This window comes from Microbacterium xanthum (genome assembly GCF_034531355.1).
GTDB classification, from domain to species: Bacteria; Actinomycetota; Actinomycetes; order Actinomycetales; family Microbacteriaceae; genus Microbacterium; species Microbacterium xanthum.
Window position 1 is genome coordinate 323,971 of record NZ_JAWHUE010000001.1, and the last position, 18,336, is coordinate 342,306.

Sequence of the window (18,336 nt, forward strand, 5' to 3'; positions counted from 1 at the left end):
CCTTCGCTCGTGTCCATCGTGCGCGGGACCGACCGCGGTGTCACGGGGTTGACCGCGCCTGAGCAGTGTGCCAATTCCGCGCCCCTCGAGTGCCGTTTTTCTTCACGATTTGACGCACGGGGACACGTGGGGTCATAATCGGGCGCATGACTGACGACGCACGCTCTCTGTCCGCCGTGGAGGCGAACGGGACTGCCGGCATGATGGCTGCCGGCCGCGATGTCATGTGTTGTCGAATGTGTCGCTGATTCGGTGACCCCCGCCGGACTCGAGGATCCTTCTGTCCCGACCCGAGTCCCCGACGCACCGCACACGCCCCGCACCCCGGGCGTCTGAGCGCGTCGATCCCGGCTCATTCGATGGGCCGCATCGCAACACACACGCGAATCCGCTGAGCCGCATCCGCCCGGATTCCCACCGCTGAGGACCCACCATGTCGACCACCGCTCTTCTCGACCGCCCGACCACTCCCGCCCGCCACCTCCGCGCGGTCACCGGCCCCGTCCCGACCATCGCCGACACCGCACCCCAGGCACCCGTGGCCCAGGCCACTCGCACGCTGCCCCCGGGGACCGAGCCACGCGGCTTCGCCCTCTACGTGGGCCTCGACGAAGCGAAGGCAGCCGCCGCGGGCGTCGACCTCGGCGTGCTCGTGGATGCCCTGCGTCGCACCGTCGCGAACCTGGCCCCCGGTGCCGAGACCTACGCGACGGTCGCCCTCTCACCGACCGGTGCCGGCGGTCGCGACGTGGACGTCGTCCGCCTCGCGCTGCACGAGCCGGCCGCCGTCGCTCGGACCAAGCGCGAGGAGGAGGAAGCGGCGAAGGATGCCGTGCGCGGCGTCGTCGTCGACATCTCCCGCAAGCGCGTGCTCATCGACGGCGAGTCGGCGGCGTTCACGTTCAAGGAGTTCGAGCTGCTCCAGTACCTCGTGCTCCGCGAAGGGTCGACGATCGAGCGCGCGGAGCTGGTGTCTTCGCTCTGGAGCGCGTCCTCCGAGGAGGAAGCGCCCGGTGAGCGGACGATCGACGTGCACGTCCGTCGCCTGCGGGCCAAGCTCGGACGCTACGAAGACATCGTGCGCACCGTCCGGGGCGTCGGCTACCGCTTCGACCGGCACGCCGACGTCGCCATCCGATACGGGCACGGAACCCCCTCCCCCGACCGTTTCTGAGCCTGCGGCCGGCCCTCGTGTCGGAGACGCGACGTAGGGTGTCGGCATGAGCTCGTCGGTCGCGCACGCGTCGCACGCGCGACCACCGGCGGCCACAGAGAAGGCCTCGACGCCCCGGCCGCGCGAAACGGAGTACCGCCCGCGTCACCCGCTGGACCTGCGTCGCACCGTCCTCTTCCAGCGGCACGGCAGAAACGACCCGACGATGGTCGTCGCCGGGCCGGTGATCTGGCGAGCGAGCCGCACCCCCGAGGGCGTCGCGACACTCGCCCTCCGCGAATCGTCGTCGGGCACGATCCGCGCGGCCGCGTGGGGGGCGGGAGCCGAGTGGGCCCTCGCTCAGGTTCCAGCCCTCTGCGGCGCCGAAGACGACCCGGCGGAATTCGACCCGACATCGCATTCGGTCGTCGCGCGCGCACACCACCGCAACCCGGGCCTCCGCCTCGGCCGCACCGACCTCGTGTTCGAGGCGCTCGCGAGCGCCGTCTTCGAGCAGAAGATCACCGGCATGCAGGCCTTTTCCGCCTGGCGCTGCATCATCTCATGGCACGGCGAGCGCGCTCCGGGACCGACGCCCGCACCGATGTTCGCGCCGCCTTCGATCGAGGGATGGCGCCGCATCCCCTCCTGGTCGTGGCACCGCGCCGGGCTCGAACCACCGCAATCCCAGACCGTGGTCCGAGCCGCGCGGCGAGGAGAGTCGATCGAACGCGCCATCGCCGGCGCCGAAGACGGGGAGGCCGTCGACCGCATTCTGATCTCCCAGGCGGGTATCGGCCCGTGGACCTCCGCGGAGACGCGCATCCGCGCCCTCGGCGACCCCGACGCCGTGAGCGTGGGCGACTTCCACCTCGCCCACGAGGTCGGCTACGCCCTCACCGGAACACGCACCGACGACGACGGGATGCTGCGGTTGCTGTCGGCGTGGCCGGGTCACCGTCAGCGCGTGATCCGACTGCTTGCGGCCGCCGGCGTCCGCGAGCCGCGTCGCGGGCCGCGGCTTCATCCGGAGGATCACCGCGACCGTTGAGCCGCTCGGCACACGACACGGGGTGGACACCACGACCCCGTCCGCGTCACGATGAGGTCATGATCGAAGAGATCGAGAACGCGCCGGCCGGCGTCCTGGGCTTCCGTGCCGTCGGTGAAGTGACCGCATCCGACTACGAGACCGTGCTGGATCCGGCGATCGATCGCACGCTGGAGACCCACGACCGGGTGAACCTCGTCATCGTCCTCGGCGAGCGCTTCGAGCGCTACTCCCTGGGCGCGGTGTGGCAGGACACCCTGCTCTCCGGTAAGCCGCATCGCGTATGGGGTCGGTGCGCGCTGGTCACCGGACACTCGATGATCGCCGAGATCATCCACAGTCTCGCGTTCCTGTTCCCCGGCGACCTGCGCTTCTTCGCTCTCGACCAGGAGGACGCCGCCCTCGCCTGGGCCGCCGGCGAAACCGCCCCCGACGCATCCTGACAGCCACGGTGTCCTGCAGCCTCTTGTGCCGACGCCTCCTCGGCGCGACACTTCGAGCATGACCACGCTCAACCCCTACCTCTCCTTCCGGGATCGCGCCCGAGAGGCGATGTCTTTCTACCAGGCGGTCTTCGGCGGCGACCTCACCATCGACGAGTTCGGGTCGATCGACGGCATGGCCGATGCCGCGGAGGCGCACCTTGTGCTGCACGCCAGCTTGACCACGCCCGACGGCTTCACCCTCATGGCCTCCGACACCCCCGCTCATATGACCTACACCGCGCCGTCCGGCATGGCGATCTCGGTCAGCGGCGATGACGAGACGTCGATCCGGCGCTTCTGGGACGGGCTCAGCGAGGGCGGGTCGGTGACCCAACCGTTGGGAAGCCCACCCTGGGGCGGCCTCTTCGGGATGCTCACGGACCGATTCGGGGTCGACTGGCTGCTGGCCGTCAACGCACCCGCCTGATCGGCGCGCGATACCGCTCCTCCGCCGCCGGTAGCCTGGCGGTATGTCTGAACCTCGCACCGGGTTTCCGCGCGGGCGCCTGCAGTGGCTGCTCGGCACTGTCCTCCTGTTCGCGCTGGGAGTGCTGTTCGGCCTGATCCTGCAGAACGTGTGGCTGGGGGTGATCCTCGCCGGAGCGATCTCGATCGGGTGGCTGATCGCCTACGAATCGTGGCGCGGACGCCACGTCGGGCTCGACGATCCCGACGACGGGGCCCAGATCTGAGCGCTCGCCACCGGCGCGCTTAGGTTACCCTAACTTTTATGACGGCCTCTTCTGAGACGACCACCTTCCGCATCGGACGTCGCTCGCTCGACCTGGTATTCCGAACCGCCAGGCTGACGGCCCGTGAGTGGGTGGCACCCGATTACGTCCGGGTGCGCCTGAGCGGCGACGAGCTGCGCGGCTTCGCCTCCTGGGGTGCCGACGATCACATCCGCGTGTTCTTCCCCGATACCGCACCACGTACCGTCGACGAGATGCGGGCGGCCCCGAGCCGCGAATACACACCGCTGGCATGGGACGCGGAAGCGGGGTGGCTCGACCTCGAATTCGCCCTGCACGGCGACGACGCCGTCGGTGCGCCGTGGGCGGCCCAGGCGCCGATCGGGTCGCTCGTCGGCGTCGGCGGCCCGCGCGGCTCAGCGGTCATCGAAGGACGGCCGGACGCATGGTTCCTCGCGGGAGACGAGACCGCGGTGCCCGCCGTTCGCCGTTTCGTGGCCCTCATGGACCGCGACGCGACCGGACGCATCCTCATCGAGACCGTCGATGCCGACCACGACATCCCTCTCGACGCCGTGCCCGACGGTGTGACGGTGACCTTCGTCCACCGCGGCGACGGCCTCGCCGCGTCGACCCTCGCGGCCGAACTCGAACGAATCGATGACGCCGCACGCCCGGAGGGATCGGTCTTCGCCTTCATCGCGGCGGAGCAGTCGATCGTCAAGCCCGGCCGCGCCCTGGTGCGCGAGCGCTGGGGCCTGCCCGCCGACCAGGTCATCGTGAAGGGATATTGGAAGCGCGGCGAGCCCGAGTATCACGCTCCGCACTGACGCACCCCGCGATCCGAACACCCTTCGCCCACAGCGGCGCGTCGCGTCGCGAACTCCTCCACCGTCGTCGTTTGCGCCGCCGACAGCGCGCACATCGCCCACGCGCAACGCTATGTTGAGGAGTTGCCGACGCCACGAACCCGAGAGGGACGGCCCGGCACCGCATCGGCCGAGCGAAAGGTCCACGATGAGCGAGGAGCAGGGCGGGTTCTCCGCCGACGAGAAAGCCGCGATGGCGCAGCGGGCCGAGGAGCTCCGCGCCAGCAAGGGGTTGAAGGGGGCCGCGAAGCTCGCGCGCGAGCTCGAGGCGTGCATCGACGCGATCGACGCCCTCACGGGGATCGATTCCGAGGTCGCGACCATGTTCCACCGACTGGTCTCCGAAGAGGCACCGCACCTCGCGCCGAAGACCTTCTACGGCTTTCCCGCCTACGCGAACGACGAGGGGAAGGTCGTGATGTTCGTCCAGCCGAAATCGAAGTTCGACACCCGGTACCCCACCGTGAACTTCGACGAGCACGCGCACCTCGACGACGGCGCGATGTGGCCGACCTCCTTCGCGGTGGTCGGCGTGGATGACGAGGTCGAGTCGCGTCTGCGCGAACTGGTGCGCCGCGCCGTGGCGTGACCGGGTCTTCCCCGCGCCGGAGTGGCGCGGGGCGGTCGCGTCACGAGGCGTATACGGGTTGCCCGTCGACGAGCACCAGGCGGATGTCGGACACCGTCGTCGACCACATCAGCGTCGCCATCGGGTCGCGCACCGGGCCGGACGCGGCTGACGTGTCGAGCTCGACGACGACGAGGTCGGCGCGTTTGCCCGCCTCGAGCGAGCCGAGAGTGTCATCGCGACCGATCGCACGCGCACCGTCGATGGTCGCATGGGCGAAGACGTCGCGCGCCGTCGCCCGCGCCGACCCGGTACCGGCGACACGGTCGAACATGAGCGCCTGGCGCATCTCCGCCGCCATGTCGGCGGTCGCGTTCAAGGTGGCGTTGTCGAAGCCGAGCCCCACCGGAACACCGGCCTCCCGCAGCACCCCGAGGGGACTGGTCGTGCCACCGAGGAGCATGGTCGCCGCGGGGCAGTGCGCGGCGCCGGCTCCTCGATCGGAGAGCAGCACCCGGTCCGCGGCGTCGGTGAAGGTCGCATGCGCACCGACCGTTCCCCGCCCGAGGAGCCGATGCCGATCGAGCCGCGCGACGGTCCGCTCCCCGCTGACGTCGACAGCCCCCGGTGCGGATGCGCAGACATGCGTCGTGAACCCCGTCGCGCCGGCACGGACGACCTCCGCCATGCCGGAGAGCAGCTCCTCGGTGGCCATCTCCGGCAGCTCCACACTCCCCCACACCTCGATCCGGCCGGCAGCGAGCCCGCAGGCCCACGCGGCGAAGCGCCGGGCGACCTCCGTCGAGGCGACCAGGTCATCGGCGGCGAGGGGATGCTGCGCGAGCAGCTGCTCCCAACCGGGCGGCAGCCGGTCCGACACCATGGGCGCGAGGATCCACCGGAGCTCCGTCCGCGTCGCCGCGTGCACGGACGCGGAAAGACAGGCATCGGTGCGGGCGGTGCCGATGCCGCCGACACCCCAGCAGTCGACGACGGTCGTGACGCCGGCCCGCGCGAGCTCGGCGCCGGTGGCCTGCACCGCCCGCGCCGCATCGGCCGACGAGTGCCCGAGCACCGTGGAGTAGTACGTGCCGAACAACCAATCGGTGAACTCACGCGCCTCGCCGGCCGCGCCGCGGCCCGGGGTGTCCATCGAGTGCTGATGCGCACTCACGAACCCCGGGTGCACGATCGCGCCGGCGGCATCCACCCGATCACGGGCGGCCGGCGCCGGGCCGTCGCCGAGCGAGGTGATGGCGCCGTCGTCGATGGCGATCCATCCGCGTACGACCTCGCGCTGCGCGTTCATGGTGACGAGGACGGCACGGTCCACGACGAGATCGTGCACGATGCTCACCGGGGGAAGAGCGGGATGCGGCCCAACGCGAAGACCCGGTCGGCGTACCCGGCGAGGGTGTCCGGCCAGCCGTCGCCCTCGGCGAGGAGTGCGCCGACGCCGACGATCTGGGCCCCGGCTTGTTCGAGAAGCGCCAGCGCCGCCCCCGACGACGACCCCGTGGAGATGACATCGTCGACGAAGAGGACCCGCCGACCCCGGATGTCTCCGAGGCGGGCACGGTCCAGGAGCAGCGCGGCGCCGGCGGTGCTCGTGATGGCGTGGACGGGCGCTTCGAGAGCGTCACCCAGGTGCACTTTGCGGGTTTTCTGGAGGATGACGTAGTCATCGAGACCGAGCGCCCGGGTGACCTCGATCGCCACCGGGATCCCGAGGGTGGCGGGGGCGACGACGATCTCTGGCGACGCATCGACGAAGTGCGCGGCGAGTTCGCGCCCCGCCGTCTCCATCACCGAGACGGGGTGGTCGATGACCATCATCAGCGCGATCGACAAGTCGTCCGAGACGGGGATCACCGGAAGGGTGACCTGCTGACTCCCCATCTGCGCGGTGTGGGTTTCGGGGATTCCGTCGGTCTGGTCCATGGTGTGCACGGTACGCAGGTCGGATGTCGTGAACGTTTCGCGTGCGCCCCGGAGCCACCCACACGAGGAAAGTCACGAAAAGATCACGAAACCCCTTCCGCTCGTTACCTTTCCGTTATAGAGTGTGAGCACGGTGATCGTTTTGCTGTGGCGATCACCGGCATGTGATTGCAGGACACTCTTGGTGCAAGGGACAAGGGCCGGTCGGAAGCCTCTCCGACCGGCCCTTCACCGTTCCCGCACCGTTGCGTCAGCCCAATTCCTCCGGACGCCGCGGCGCAGCCCCGCGCACGTGCTCGTCGAGGAACGCGAACACCGTCTCGTACCAGACGGCGACGTGTTGAGGCTTGAGGATCCAGTGGTTCTCATCAGGGAAATACAGGTATCGGTGGATCGTCGACCCATCCTCTGCCGCGTGCCGGTCGGCCAGGTCCGACCAGAGCCGCAGGCCCTCGCCGACGGGAACGCGGTAGTCCCGGTCTCCGTGGATGACCAGGAGGGGCGTGCGGATCTCGTCGACGAAGCGGTGAGGTGAGTTCTCGATCATCGCCTCGGGCGTGAAGATGCTCTTCCAGTAGCCGGACGAGTCGGTGGTTCCCGCGAACTGGTCCAGGGCCCACAGGCTCGCGTGGGTGACGATGGCGTCGAAGCGGTCGGTGTGCCCGGCGATCCAGTTCGCCATGTACCCCCCGAAGGAGCCGCCCATCGCCGCGGTGCGGCTCGCGTCGATGTCCGCGCGTGCCGTCGCGGCGTCGGTGATCGCCAACAGATCCGTGTAGGGCCTCTCGCCCCACGCGTTCCAGCCGCGCGCGATGAAGTCGAGTCCGTAGCCGGTCGACAGGGCCGGGTCGGGCAGAAGGACCGCGTAGCCCCGCGCCGCCGCGAGATTCGGGTTCCAGCGCCAGCTCCAGGCATTCCACGAATTCAACGGACCGCCGTGGATCCACAGCAGCAGGGGCGCAGGATTCGCCGCCGAAGCGCCGTCGGGCAGCAGCAACCACCCGCGCACCCGCGCGCCGTCATCGACCACCGTCTCGACCTCGGTGAGGATGCCGCCGTTCTGCGGCCGGGGCACGGGCGTCGCCAGGGGGGTGACCGAACCGTCCTGGTGCACGCGCACCGGGTGGGGCGGTTCGACCCAGCTCGAGCGCAGAGCGAGGACGTCGCCGGTGACGGCATCGACACGCGCCTGGGAGTACGCGAAGTCGTCGCGCGTGATCTGCTCGACGGGGCCGCCGTCCAGCGGAACGCGGAACAGCGGCGCGCGCCCCTCCGAATCGGCGACGACGACCAGCGACGCGTCATCGGCCGCGAAGGCGACCTCCACCGGCCAGCGGTCCCAGTCCACCGCGAGCCGCCGCGCATCCGAACCATCGAGCCCACTCACCCAGAGCTCCTGCTGCGTCGGCGCGGTGGGCGTGCTCTTGGCCGTCCGCGTGAAGGCCAGCAGCGAGCCGTCGTGACTGATGCGCGGGCGTTCGATGTCGACGCCCACCTCCTCGACGAGCGTGTTCCGCTCACCGGTGGAGACATCGATCGACACGAGGAGGAGCCGCCGCCCGAGCCCGTCGGGCACCGACGCCGTCGCGATCACCGTCGCGCCGTCCGGGGAGATGCTCGCGTCCGTGCCGAAGGAGCGCGCAGGGCGCGGGGTGAGATCGCGCGGTCGCGGGAGCGACGGCGGGTAGGGATTCTGCGGGGCGTCGCCTTCCGCCTCCGGCCGGCCCGAGACGGGGACCGGGATCTGATCACCGAGTGCGTCGAGATCCAGCGCCAGCAGGTGGGTCTCCTCCGGTCCCAGGTCGCGATCCCAGAACCTCACGGGATAGCTGTCGTGGAGGATCGCCTTCACGTTCTTGGACCGACGGATCGCGCGCAGCCGCGCGTCGTCTTCCAGGGAATCGGCGGAGCGGAGCAGTTCCGCCGCGAGCACGACCCGGTCCGCACTCTCCGCCACGGCCGCGAGAGACCCGGAGCCGCCCGCCAAGCGCGTGATCGCCCTCGCCTCACCGCCGGCGGCGGGCAACAGCCACAGTTGCGCGACGTCGTCCTCCCCCGCGCCGGCCTCGGCGTCCGGCCGACCGGACACGAACAGCACATCCCCACGGCGGGTGAAGACCGCACCGGTCTCGCCCTTCACCGACCTCGTCAGCCTGCGGGGGGATCCGGACCCGTCGGCCGGAACCTCCCAGAGCGCCCGTTCGTAGGCGGTCCGGTCTCTCGAGAGCGTCGCCACGGTCAGCACCGCCCGATCTCCGTCGGGCGAAAGCGCGATCCCTTCGATGCGCGGCACAGAAGTGTAGTCGTCGAGCGAGCCGAACGGGAAGGAAGGCGTCTGATCGGTCATGCGTCCTACGCTAAGTGCTTACCCGATCGTCACCTCGCCCGACCGAGCGAATCCGAACGAGGTCCGCACCCCGACCCGGCCCCGGATCACCCATCCGAACGACCCAGCGCTCCGAACTCTCCTCAGAGCGGGTCCTCCCCCATACCCGCACCTCGACATCAGGAGACCACCATGAAGGAGCGGACCACCGCACCTCTCGTCGATATCGACGACCACCGCAACGTCACCGACCTGCTCGTCGGTCGAGCCGCCGACAGCCCCGATCACGCCGCGTTCGACGTCGCCACCGGCGATCCGGACGCACCCTGGCGCCAGGTCTCCACCGCGGAGTACCTCGCCGAAGTGCGCGCGGTGGCCAAGGGGCTGATGGCGGCCGGGGTCGACGCGGGCGACAGCGTGGCGATCATGGCACCCACCCGCTACGAGTGGGCCGTCGCCGACCTCGCCGCCTGGTTCGCCGGCGCGGTGGTCGTTCCCGTCTACGACACGTCCTCCCCCGACCAGGTCGAGGCGATCGTCGCCGATGCCGAGGTGCGGCTGGCCATCGCGGGGGGCGCACGCCAGGAGGCGGCTCTCCGCGACGCCCTCGACCGCGCGGGCTCCGCTCACCTGGGCGTGTGGACGATGGATGCCGGGCCGCGTGACCTGATCGCCCTCGCGGCAGCCGGCGATCCCGTCGACGACGACCTCCTCGAACTGCGGCGCACACAAGCCGATCTCGACTCGCCCGCGACCATCGTCTACACCTCGGGGACCACCGGAGAGCCCAAGGGCGCGATTCTCACCCATCGCAACTTCGTCGGCCAGGTCCGCAACGTGGCCGCCGCCTACCGCGAGGTGGTCCACGAGGGCGGCAACACGGTCATCTTCCTGCCCCTCGCCCACGTCCTCGCCCGGGGGCTGCAGTTGATCTGCCTCGCCGGGGGAATGCGCATCGCGCACGTCGCCGACCCGACCGAGGTCGTCGACAGCCTCGGCGAGCTGCGCCCGACCTTCCTCGTGGTCGTCCCGCGCGTCCTCGAACGCATCCGCAACGCCGCGGCCGCCAAAGCCGACGCCTCGCACCTGGGTGCCCTGTGGCGCGGCGCGGTGTCGACCGCGACCGCGTGGGCGACCCGGCTCGAGGCCGGCGAAGAGCCGTCCGTCTCGCTCCGCATTCGCCGCCGGATGTTCGACGCGCTGTTCTACCGGCGCCTGCGCGCCCGTATGGGCGGGCGCCTCGACTACATCCTCTCCGGCGGCGGCGCACTCGACGCCGACCTGTCGCGCCTGTTCCGCGGCATCGGCGCACCGGTCATCGAAGGCTACGGCCTCACGGAGACCACCGCCCCGCTGACCGGCAACCTGCCCGGCGACATCCGATCCGGCACGGTCGGATATCCGCTCCCGGGGTCGACCGTCCGCATCAGCGAACAGGGGGAGATCCTCGCCAAGGGGATCGGCATCTTCTCCGGCTATCGCAGCCCCGAGCACACGGCCGAGGCGTTCGAGGACGGCTTCTTCCGCACCGGCGACCTCGGGCGGCTCGACGAGGACGGCCGCGTCGTGCTCGAGGGCCGGCTGAAGGACGTGATCGTGACCAGCAACGGCAAGACCGTCGTCCCCCAGTCGTGGGAGAGCCGCGTGGAGACCAACCCCCTGGTCGCCCACGCCGTGATGGTCGGCGAAGGGCGCTCGTACCTGTCGGCGCTGCTGGTTCTCGACCGGGCCGAGACCGAGACCTGGGCCGCCTCCCAGGGCATCCGGCTCGAGGAGGTGTCGGGGCAGAGCATCACCCCGATCGCCGAGCCCCGGCTCATCGCGCACCTGCAGGAGAGCGTCGACGCCGCCAACGCGCGCGTCTCGCGCAGCGAGAGCGTGCGCCGCTTCGCCCTCGTGTTCACCGACCTCGACGACACCCGCCTGGTCACGCCGACCATGAAGATCAAGCGGCGAGCTCTGCTCGAACGCAGCGGCCCCGCCGTCGAAGACCTCTACCGCTGACTCCCCCTCGAGAGGACATCATGAAATCCGACACCCGTGCGTCGCTGATCACGATCATCGTCGCCCTCGCCCTGGGTGCCCTGGTCGCCTGGGCCGGTGGACAGGGCAACGCCCTCGTCGCCGGCATCCCGCTGTTCGCCGTGGCGGTCGCCGTCGCCTACGCGATTCAGATCATCGTCTGGATCCCGTCGCAGATCGCGCGATCGGAGCGCTTCTTCGACATCACCGGCAGCATCACCTTCATCGGCGTCTCGATCGCCCTCCTGCTGCTGGCTCCCGCCCCGGATGCGCGGAGCTGGGTGCTGGCCGGAATGGTCGTGCTGTGGGCCGTGCGGCTCGGGTCGTTCCTGTTCGTCCGCGTGCACCGCAGCGGCGGCGACGACCGGTTCGACGAGCTGAAGACCAACCCCGTGCGCTTCCTGCGCGTGTGGGTGCTCCAGGGCGCGTGGGTCTCACTCACCGCGTCGGCGGCGTGGATCGCGATGAGCAGCGAAACACGCGCGCCCCTCGGCTGGCTCGCCTACGTCGGCATCGGCGTGTGGGTCCTCGGAATGGTCCTGGAAGTCACCGCCGATGCACAGAAGAGCGCGTTCAAGGCCGACTCGGCCAACGAGGGCCGCTTCATCCGCAGCGGCCTGTGGTCGCGCTCGCGCCACCCGAACTACTTCGGCGAGATCGTGCTGTGGGTCGGCGTGTTCCTCGTCGCCGCACCCGTCCTCAGCGGATGGCAGTGGGTCGCGGTCATCTCACCGCTGTTCGTCATCCTCCTGCTCACCCGGGTCAGCGGCATCCCCCTGCTCGAGCAGAAGGCGGAGCGCACCTGGGGCGGACAGGACGACTACGAGGCCTACAAGAAGCGCACCCCCGTGCTCATTCCTCGACTGTCCTCCCCCGCCTGAGCGCCCTGTTCCGAATGCTCCTCGTGTGAGGAGTGCCGCGGCCCGAGGGGGGATCGGGCCGCGGCACGATCACGTGCCCGGGACGAACCCGAGGGCGCGACCGGGCGCACCACTCCCGCGGGCGATCTTGAGCGGCGCGAAGACGAACAGCGCGCCGCGTGCCGGGAGCGAGGCGAGGTTGGCAAGCGCCTCGACGAAGACCAGACCGTTCGACAGGCCGGACACATGCACCGGGCCCCCGTCGTGCGAGGATCCCATACTCGGTCCGTCGGTACCGACGCACCGCACGCCGCGGTCGGCAAGATAGGTCATCGTCTCCACCGACGGCGCCGGCCACGCGGCGCCGCGCCCGTGGATGACCGCTTCCTGAGCGTAGTGGGCCCCCGCGCCGCCGGCCCGGTAATGCATCGCATCCCAGTCGGAGCGGAACAGGACCACGTCTCCCGGAGCGAGATCCCCGTATCGCTCCTCGAACGCACGGACATGCGCGATCTCGATCATCGGGCTGTGACCGTCCGCGACGGCGGTGCCGACGAGCGCGGTGACGTCGATCACCGCGGCGGGTCCCACGAGCTGGTCGAGGGGGATCCTGTCGGCCGTGATCGCCCCGGCCTCATCCGCCCCCTCGAGACCGGACGTCGGCGAGGGCACGAAGTGCGCCGGCGCATCGACATGCGTCCCGGTGTGCTCGTCCATGAGGAGCCAGCGGGTCTGGTAATGACCGCAATGCGAGCGGAGCACGGCCTCATCGGAGAAGTCGTCGACGAAGTAGTTGAAGGTCTTCTGCTGATACGGCATATGGCCGGGCCACGAGCATGGCAGCTCCTCGGCGACCGTGAGAGACAGGTCCACGACGCTCGAACCGGGCCACGCGGCTCCGAGCCCGGAGCCGGGGAGGGGATCAACCGACATTCGCCGCACCTTTCACTTCCGTCATCGCGAGAATGCTCTCCTCCGTGGCGTCCTCACGCGACACCTCCGAGACGATTCTGCCCCGGCTCATCACGAGCACACGATCCGACAGCGCGATCACCTCGGGGAGCTCGGAGGAGACCATCAGCACGGCCATCCCGTCGGCGACGAGCCGATCGATGACCTTGTAGAGCTCTCCGCGGGCGCCGACGTCGATCCCCCGGGTCGGTTCGTCCAGGATCATCAGATCCGGACGCGCGAGCAGCCACTTCGCCAGCGCGACCTTCTGCTGGTTGCCGCCGGAGAGCACTCCGGTGTCCTGCCAGAGGCCCCCCGTCTTGATCCGGAGATCCGCGACGACTCGGTCGACCTCTTTCGCAAGGCGACGTCGCGGCACCATGAACCCCTTCGACTTCGCCAACGCCGCGAGCACGATGTTGTCGTAGATGGGGCGGGCGATGTGCACGCCCTGGGTCTTGCGGTCCTCCGGCACGAGCGCCATCCCCCGCCTCGATGCCTGCAGCGGCGAGGTCATCCTTCCGACCTTCCCGGCCACGGTCACCTCGCCGGACGTCGCATGATCGGCGCCGAACACCGCGCGGACGAGCTCCGTGCGTCCCGAGCCGACGAGACCGGCGATGCCGACGATCTCTCCCGCGCGGACCTCGAAGGAACAGTCCTCGACAGCGCCCTCGACCGAGAGTCCGCGCACCGACAGGACGACGTCGCCGGGTGTCTGCAGGTGGCGGGCCTCGTGCATCGCGTTGTCCAGCGTGCGGCCGACCATCGCGGGGATGAGATCATCCTGACTGGTCACCGCGGGGTCGAACTCGCCACGGGGTACACCGTCGCGCAGGACGAACATCCGATCGGCGACCGCGTAGACCTCGTCGAGCCGATGCGTCACGATCACCACGGAGCACCCGCGGTCGCGGAGCGCCCGGATGAGCGACAGGAGGGACTCCGTCTCGCGCTTGCCGAGAGCCGCGGTCGGTTCGTCGAGGATGAACAGTCTCGCATCCAACGTGATGGACTTGACGATCTCGACGATCTGCTGCTGTGCGACGCTCAACTCCGACACCGGGGTGTCGACATCGACGTCGAACTCGATCCCCGCGTCCGTGAACGCGCGAACAGCTCTGCTGCGTTGCTCGCGAGAACTCTTCCACCACCCGCCGACGTATCCGTCGGGCCGCGTGAGGGACAGATTCTCGGCGACCGACATCTCGGGGATGAGGTTGAACTCCTGCAACACGATCGCGACGCCGTGTTTCAGCGCCTGGGACGTGTTGCGGAAGTGCACGACCTCTCCGTTGACCGTGATCTCGCCGGTGTCGGGCTGGACCGCGCCCGCGAGCACCTTGCCCAGCGTGGACTTCCCGGCGCCGTTCTCACCGATCAAGGCGACGACTTCGCCGGCACCGATGGAGATGTCGACATCATCCAACGCCTGGGTCGCCCCATAGCGCTTCGAGATTCCCTTGGCCTCAAGCAACGCAGCAGACACTGATCACTCCTTGAACACGGTGTCTTGCACCTCGGCTTCGATGTCCTCGACGTTCTCACGTGTCACGAAGACGGTCGAGACCGCGATCTCCTCGTCGACGTCATCCCCGTCGAGGTACGAGCACATCGCATCGAAGGACGCGCTGCCCATGAGCACCGGCTGCTGCATCGCCGCCGCCGCCATCGTGCCGTCCTTGAGCGACTGCAGCGTGTCCGGGCTGCCGTCGAACCCGACCAGGAGCGGGGTCTCGGCACCGTCCAGGGCGGTGAGAGCACCCTGGCTGGCCTCGTCGTGCTCGGTGAAGATGCCGACGAGGTCGGGGTACCCCGACAGCAGGTCCTGGGTGAAGGTGAGGCCTTCGGACCGGGTGTAGTCCGCCGATTCCAGGAGGGTGACGACCTCGTATCCGGCGGCCTCCACCGGCCCGGTGAAGCCGTTCGTACGGTCCTTGCCGTTCTGGCGCGACTGCGAGATGCCGATGATCGCGACCTCGCCGCTGTCGATCCCCTCCGCCTGGAGCTGTTCGACCAGGTAGGCGCCGGCCTCTTCGGCAGCCGCCTCATTGTCGGTCTTGACGAAGCTGACGTAGTCGCCGCTCTCGGTTCCGATATCGGCGATCACGACCGGGACACCGGCCTCGGCGGCGATCTCGAGCACCGCCGGCGCCGAGGCGCTGTCGGTCGGCGAGATGATGATCCCGTCCACGCCGGAGGTGATCGCGTCCTGCGCGTTCTGCAGCTGCTTGCTCTGGCTGTTGTCCGAATCGTAGACCGTGACGTTCGCGACGCCCTCCGCGGCGTCCTCGACACCGATCGACAACGACCTCCAGAAGGAGATGCTCATCGCGGGGGTCAGGTACGCGATGTTCGCGTCCTGGCAGGCGGTGACGGTGTCGGAACCGGCGTCGGCGCCGGAGTCCGTCTGCCCGTCGACCGAGCATCCGGCCAACGTCACGGCAAGCGCCGAGGCGGCGGTGATGGCAAAGGTCCTCTTCATTGATCTCTCCTTTGATGGGTGAAGGGGTCGGGGGTGGTTGGGCTGGAGGTCACCGTCGGCCCGGCCGCACCACGCGGTCCAGGACGACGGCGAGGATGATCACGACGCCGAGCGCGGTGCCCTGCCAGAACGCGTTGACACCGAGGATGTTGAGGCCGTTCTGCAGGAATCCGATCAGGAAGATGCCGATCACGGTGCCGACGACGCTGCCCCGTCCGCCCATCAGGGATGCTCCGCCGATGACGACGGCGGCGATGGTCGACAGCTCGAATCCGGTCCCGGTGTTCGGGTCGATCGTCCCCAGACGGGACGACTCGATCATCATCGCGAGGGCGCACAGCAGACCCGTGAGGGCGTAGGGGATCACCTGGTAGAACGACACCCGGATGCCCGAGAGCCTGGCCGCCTCGGCGTTCGATCCGATCGAGTAGATGAACCTGCCCGGCTTGGTCCTGGTGAGGAAGATGTGGGCGGCGATGTAGAGGACCACGAAGAGGATCACGTAGAACTTGATCCCCGCGATGTTGCCCTTGCCGAACCAGTCGAAGGCCTCCGGGAGACCGAACAGGGATCGTCCGTCGGAGATCACGTATGTGAGCGACGATGTGATCGACAGCATCCCCAAGGTGACGATGAACGGAGCCAGCCGGAGATAGGCGATCAACAGCCCGTTCATGAGTCCCGCCAGAAGGCCGACCCCGAGCATGACGACGACGCCGAGGACGACCCCGCCGCTGACCATCACGAGGCCTCCCGCCATGATCGACAGCGCGGCGATGCCGCCGACCGACAGATCGATGCCCCCGGTGAGGACGACGAGCGTCTGGCCGATCGCGATGATCCCCAGCACCATCACCTGCGAGAGCACGTTCTGCATGTTGCTCGAGGTGAGGAACCGCGGCTGCAGGATCGCCAAGGCGACGACCAGGACCAGCAGCGCGACGAACATCACCATCTCGACGCGGTACGTGGCCACGAAGGGGCGCCAGCGGGAGCGGAGGGAGCCGATTCCCACCGCCGCCGTCTCGGTCTTGCTTGTCATGTCGGATTCTCGTTTCTGCTCGATTGCCGTACGCGCCCGGCGCCGTCGTCGGTGACGGCGGCCGATGCCGCGTCAGTGCATGTAGAGGCCACCGTCGACGTTGAGGGTCTGACCGGTGACGAAGCCGGCGTCTTCACTGATGAGGTACGCCACCGCCGCCGCGATGTCCCGGGGCGTGCCGATCCGAGGCAGGACGCCGTCGGCGGCCATCGCCGTCTTGCGCTCCTCGGTGAGGGTGCCGCCCATGATGTCGGTGTCGATGGGTCCGGGCGAGATGACGTTGGCCGTCACGCCCACCGGGCCGAGTTCTCGCGCGATGGATCGCATGAGTCCCACGACGCCGGCCTTCGCCGCCGAATACGGCGTCTTCGAGAACGTCCCGCCTCCTCGTTGCGCGGACACCGAGGAGATCCCGACGATCCGGCCCACGCCGTGGCGGACGAGCGTCCGGGCGACGCGTTGGGTGATCCAGTGCACCCCGTCGAGGTTGATCGACTGCACGCGCGTCCACTCCTCGGGCGAGACCTCCAGGTAGGGCACGGGAGACGAGACACCGGCGAAGTTCACGACGGCGACGATCTGCGGGAGCGCCGCTTCGAGGGCATCGACCGCGGCGACGGCCTCCTCGCGGTCGGCGACGTTGGCGCCCACGCCCATCGCCTGGACGCCGTGCAGCCGGGAGACCTCCGCCGCCGTGTCGGCTGCGGCGATGCCGTCGATGTCGATGATCCCGACGTTCCACCCGAGCTCGGCGAGGTGGAAAGCCGTTGCACGGCCGATGCCGCGCGGGCTGGCGGCTCCCGTCAGCAGGACGGTGCGCTCAGCGGGGAAGGTGTCGGTCATGTCATGTCCTCTCATGGGGTTCGTCTGTCGGACTACTCGCCGGCGGCCGGCAGCAGCGACCTCAGATAATCCTGGTTGGTGGCGCATATGCCCAAGCTGTCCCCGCCGTACTGCTCGAGCAGGAACGCGCCGCGGAAGCCGAGGTCGATGGCTTGCGCCACCACCTCTCGGTAGTTGATGAGACCGAGCTCGAGCGTCGTGGGGGTCGAGGTGAACCACGTGCCGTCCGCTGCCTCGTCACGCGCGTAGTTCTTGACGTGCCAGTAGTTGGCGTAGGGGAGCGTCTTCGCGTGAAGTTCTCGCCAGTCCTCGATCGGTCGGTGCAGTCGGATCAGATTGGCGATGTCCGGGTTGAGCCCGACATTGGCCAGCCCGATGTCTTCGATCATCGACACCGCACTCTCGGCGGTGCCGAAGTACGTGTCCTCGTACATCTCGAGCGACATGGGCAGTCCCGCATCCGCAGCATGCCGACCCAGCTCGCGCAGGCGCGACACCGCGAGGCGACGCGTGTCGGCGTCAGCCGGATCCACGGGTCCTTGCGCGGTCCAGAACCACAGGGCCGCCTGCTGCGCCGCTGTGAAGGGCTGGTGCAGGCCGGTGGAGAAGACCGCCAAGCCCAGCTCGGCCGCCGCGTCGATCGTTCGATGCGCGTAGGCGAGGTTCTGTTCGCCTCGTCCGGGCTCGATGACGCTCTTGCGCTGCACGTGGACGGAGAGCAGGCGGACACCGTGCGCGCGGGCGATCGCCTGAAGCTCATCTCGTCGGCTCGGCTCCAGATCGGCGGGCCGGATGAAGTTGTCCGCCAGCTCGACGGCGCTGAAGCCCAGATCGGCCAGCTGCGCGAACATCCCGTCCCACGTCTCGGCGGGCGCGTCGTGCACGCTCGCGCCTCCGGCGGTGAGCGCCGAGAAACCGTGCATGCACACGGCGATCGGCCAGGTCTCCCGGGACGGTTCGGGTCGTTCGTCAGTCATCACGGCTCCAACGCTGCAGACAAGTCGACGGCTTCGTCGATATCCTCGATCCTATAGGACTTCTCCGGCTT

18 protein-coding genes are annotated in these 18,336 nt (G+C 69.3%); 9 read left to right on the plus strand and 9 right to left on the minus strand.

Annotated features, from left to right (window positions below; all coding sequences use genetic code 11):
- Positions 1-433: 433 nt before the first annotated feature.
- From RZO50_RS01615 to RZO50_RS01645, 7 genes are all read left to right on the plus strand, one after another.
- Positions 434-1,174 (plus strand): winged helix-turn-helix domain-containing protein, encoded by a 741-nt coding sequence (locus tag RZO50_RS01615; RefSeq protein ID WP_322597959.1) that lies wholly within the window; start codon positions 434-436, stop codon positions 1,172-1,174.
- A 46-nt stretch (positions 1,175-1,220) separates the two neighbouring features.
- Positions 1,221-2,204: a DNA-3-methyladenine glycosylase family protein gene (locus RZO50_RS01620; RefSeq protein WP_322597960.1), complete on the plus strand. Its 984-nt coding sequence runs from the start codon at positions 1,221-1,223 to the stop codon at positions 2,202-2,204.
- Between the two features lie 59 nt (positions 2,205-2,263).
- Positions 2,264-2,647, plus strand: a complete 384-nt coding sequence (locus tag RZO50_RS01625) for a SpoIIAA family protein (RefSeq protein ID WP_322597961.1) — start codon at positions 2,264-2,266, stop codon at positions 2,645-2,647.
- A gap of 58 nt (positions 2,648-2,705) precedes the next feature.
- Complete coding sequence (locus tag RZO50_RS01630; RefSeq protein ID WP_322597962.1) at positions 2,706-3,116, plus strand: VOC family protein; 411 nt, start codon at positions 2,706-2,708, stop codon at positions 3,114-3,116.
- A 43-nt stretch (positions 3,117-3,159) separates the two neighbouring features.
- Positions 3,160-3,381 carry a hypothetical protein gene (locus RZO50_RS01635; RefSeq protein ID WP_322597963.1) on the plus strand — a complete coding sequence of 74 codons (222 nt, stop codon included), beginning with the start codon at positions 3,160-3,162 and terminating at the stop codon, positions 3,379-3,381.
- A gap of 38 nt (positions 3,382-3,419) precedes the next feature.
- Positions 3,420-4,211 (plus strand): siderophore-interacting protein, encoded by a 792-nt coding sequence (locus RZO50_RS01640; protein ID WP_322597964.1) that lies wholly within the window; start codon positions 3,420-3,422, stop codon positions 4,209-4,211.
- Between the two features lie 187 nt (positions 4,212-4,398).
- Entirely contained in the window at positions 4,399-4,839 is a 441-nt protein-coding gene (locus RZO50_RS01645; RefSeq protein ID WP_322597965.1) for a hypothetical protein, read from the plus strand.
- A 40-nt stretch (positions 4,840-4,879) separates the two neighbouring features.
- Here the strand turns inward: RZO50_RS01645 and RZO50_RS01650 are convergent, their stop codons facing one another.
- From RZO50_RS01650 to RZO50_RS01660, 3 genes are all read right to left on the minus strand, one after another.
- Complete coding sequence (locus RZO50_RS01650; protein ID WP_322597966.1) at positions 4,880-6,175, minus strand: amidohydrolase family protein; 1,296 nt, start codon at positions 6,173-6,175, stop codon at positions 4,880-4,882.
- Positions 6,172-6,759, minus strand: coding sequence for a phosphoribosyltransferase family protein (locus RZO50_RS01655; protein WP_322597967.1), 588 nt, complete (start codon positions 6,757-6,759; stop codon positions 6,172-6,174). The genes RZO50_RS01650 and RZO50_RS01655 overlap by 4 nt, the downstream gene beginning before the upstream one ends.
- Positions 6,760-7,009: 250 nt before the next feature.
- Positions 7,010-9,106 (minus strand): S9 family peptidase, encoded by a 2,097-nt coding sequence (locus RZO50_RS01660; RefSeq protein WP_322597968.1) that lies wholly within the window; start codon positions 9,104-9,106, stop codon positions 7,010-7,012.
- A gap of 171 nt (positions 9,107-9,277) precedes the next feature.
- Between RZO50_RS01660 and RZO50_RS01665 the strand changes: the two genes are divergently transcribed.
- Together RZO50_RS01665 and RZO50_RS01670 are read left to right on the plus strand one after the other, a co-directional pair.
- A complete protein-coding gene (locus tag RZO50_RS01665; protein ID WP_322597969.1) occupies positions 9,278-11,089 on the plus strand; it encodes an AMP-dependent synthetase/ligase in 1,812 nt (603 codons plus the stop codon).
- 20 nt (positions 11,090-11,109) lie between these two features.
- Positions 11,110-11,988 carry a DUF1295 domain-containing protein gene (locus tag RZO50_RS01670; protein ID WP_322597970.1) on the plus strand — a complete coding sequence of 293 codons (879 nt, stop codon included), beginning with the start codon at positions 11,110-11,112 and terminating at the stop codon, positions 11,986-11,988.
- A gap of 69 nt (positions 11,989-12,057) precedes the next feature.
- Here the strand turns inward: RZO50_RS01670 and RZO50_RS01675 are convergent, their stop codons facing one another.
- The 6 genes from RZO50_RS01675 to RZO50_RS01700 all read right to left on the minus strand — a co-directional run bounded on the left by RZO50_RS01675 (position 12,058) and on the right by RZO50_RS01700 (position 18,265).
- Positions 12,058-12,900: a cyclase family protein gene (locus RZO50_RS01675; protein ID WP_322597971.1), complete on the minus strand. Its 843-nt coding sequence runs from the start codon at positions 12,898-12,900 to the stop codon at positions 12,058-12,060.
- Positions 12,890-14,407 (minus strand): sugar ABC transporter ATP-binding protein, encoded by a 1,518-nt coding sequence (locus tag RZO50_RS01680; RefSeq protein ID WP_322597972.1) that lies wholly within the window; start codon positions 14,405-14,407, stop codon positions 12,890-12,892. The genes RZO50_RS01675 and RZO50_RS01680 overlap by 11 nt, the downstream gene beginning before the upstream one ends.
- Positions 14,408-14,410: 3 nt before the next feature.
- Positions 14,411-15,403 carry a substrate-binding domain-containing protein gene (locus RZO50_RS01685; RefSeq protein ID WP_322597973.1) on the minus strand — a complete coding sequence of 331 codons (993 nt, stop codon included), beginning with the start codon at positions 15,401-15,403 and terminating at the stop codon, positions 14,411-14,413.
- Positions 15,404-15,452: 49 nt separating this feature from the next.
- Positions 15,453-16,445 (minus strand): ABC transporter permease, encoded by a 993-nt coding sequence (locus RZO50_RS01690; RefSeq protein WP_194422975.1) that lies wholly within the window; start codon positions 16,443-16,445, stop codon positions 15,453-15,455.
- Positions 16,446-16,517: 72 nt separating this feature from the next.
- The gene (locus tag RZO50_RS01695; protein WP_322597974.1) at positions 16,518-17,288 is read right to left on the minus strand and encodes an SDR family NAD(P)-dependent oxidoreductase; all 771 of its coding nucleotides are present in this window, start codon (positions 17,286-17,288) and stop codon (positions 16,518-16,520) included.
- A 32-nt stretch (positions 17,289-17,320) separates the two neighbouring features.
- A complete protein-coding gene (locus RZO50_RS01700; RefSeq protein ID WP_322597975.1) occupies positions 17,321-18,265 on the minus strand; it encodes a sugar phosphate isomerase/epimerase family protein in 945 nt (314 codons plus the stop codon).
- Positions 18,266-18,336: the final 71 nt, after the last annotated feature.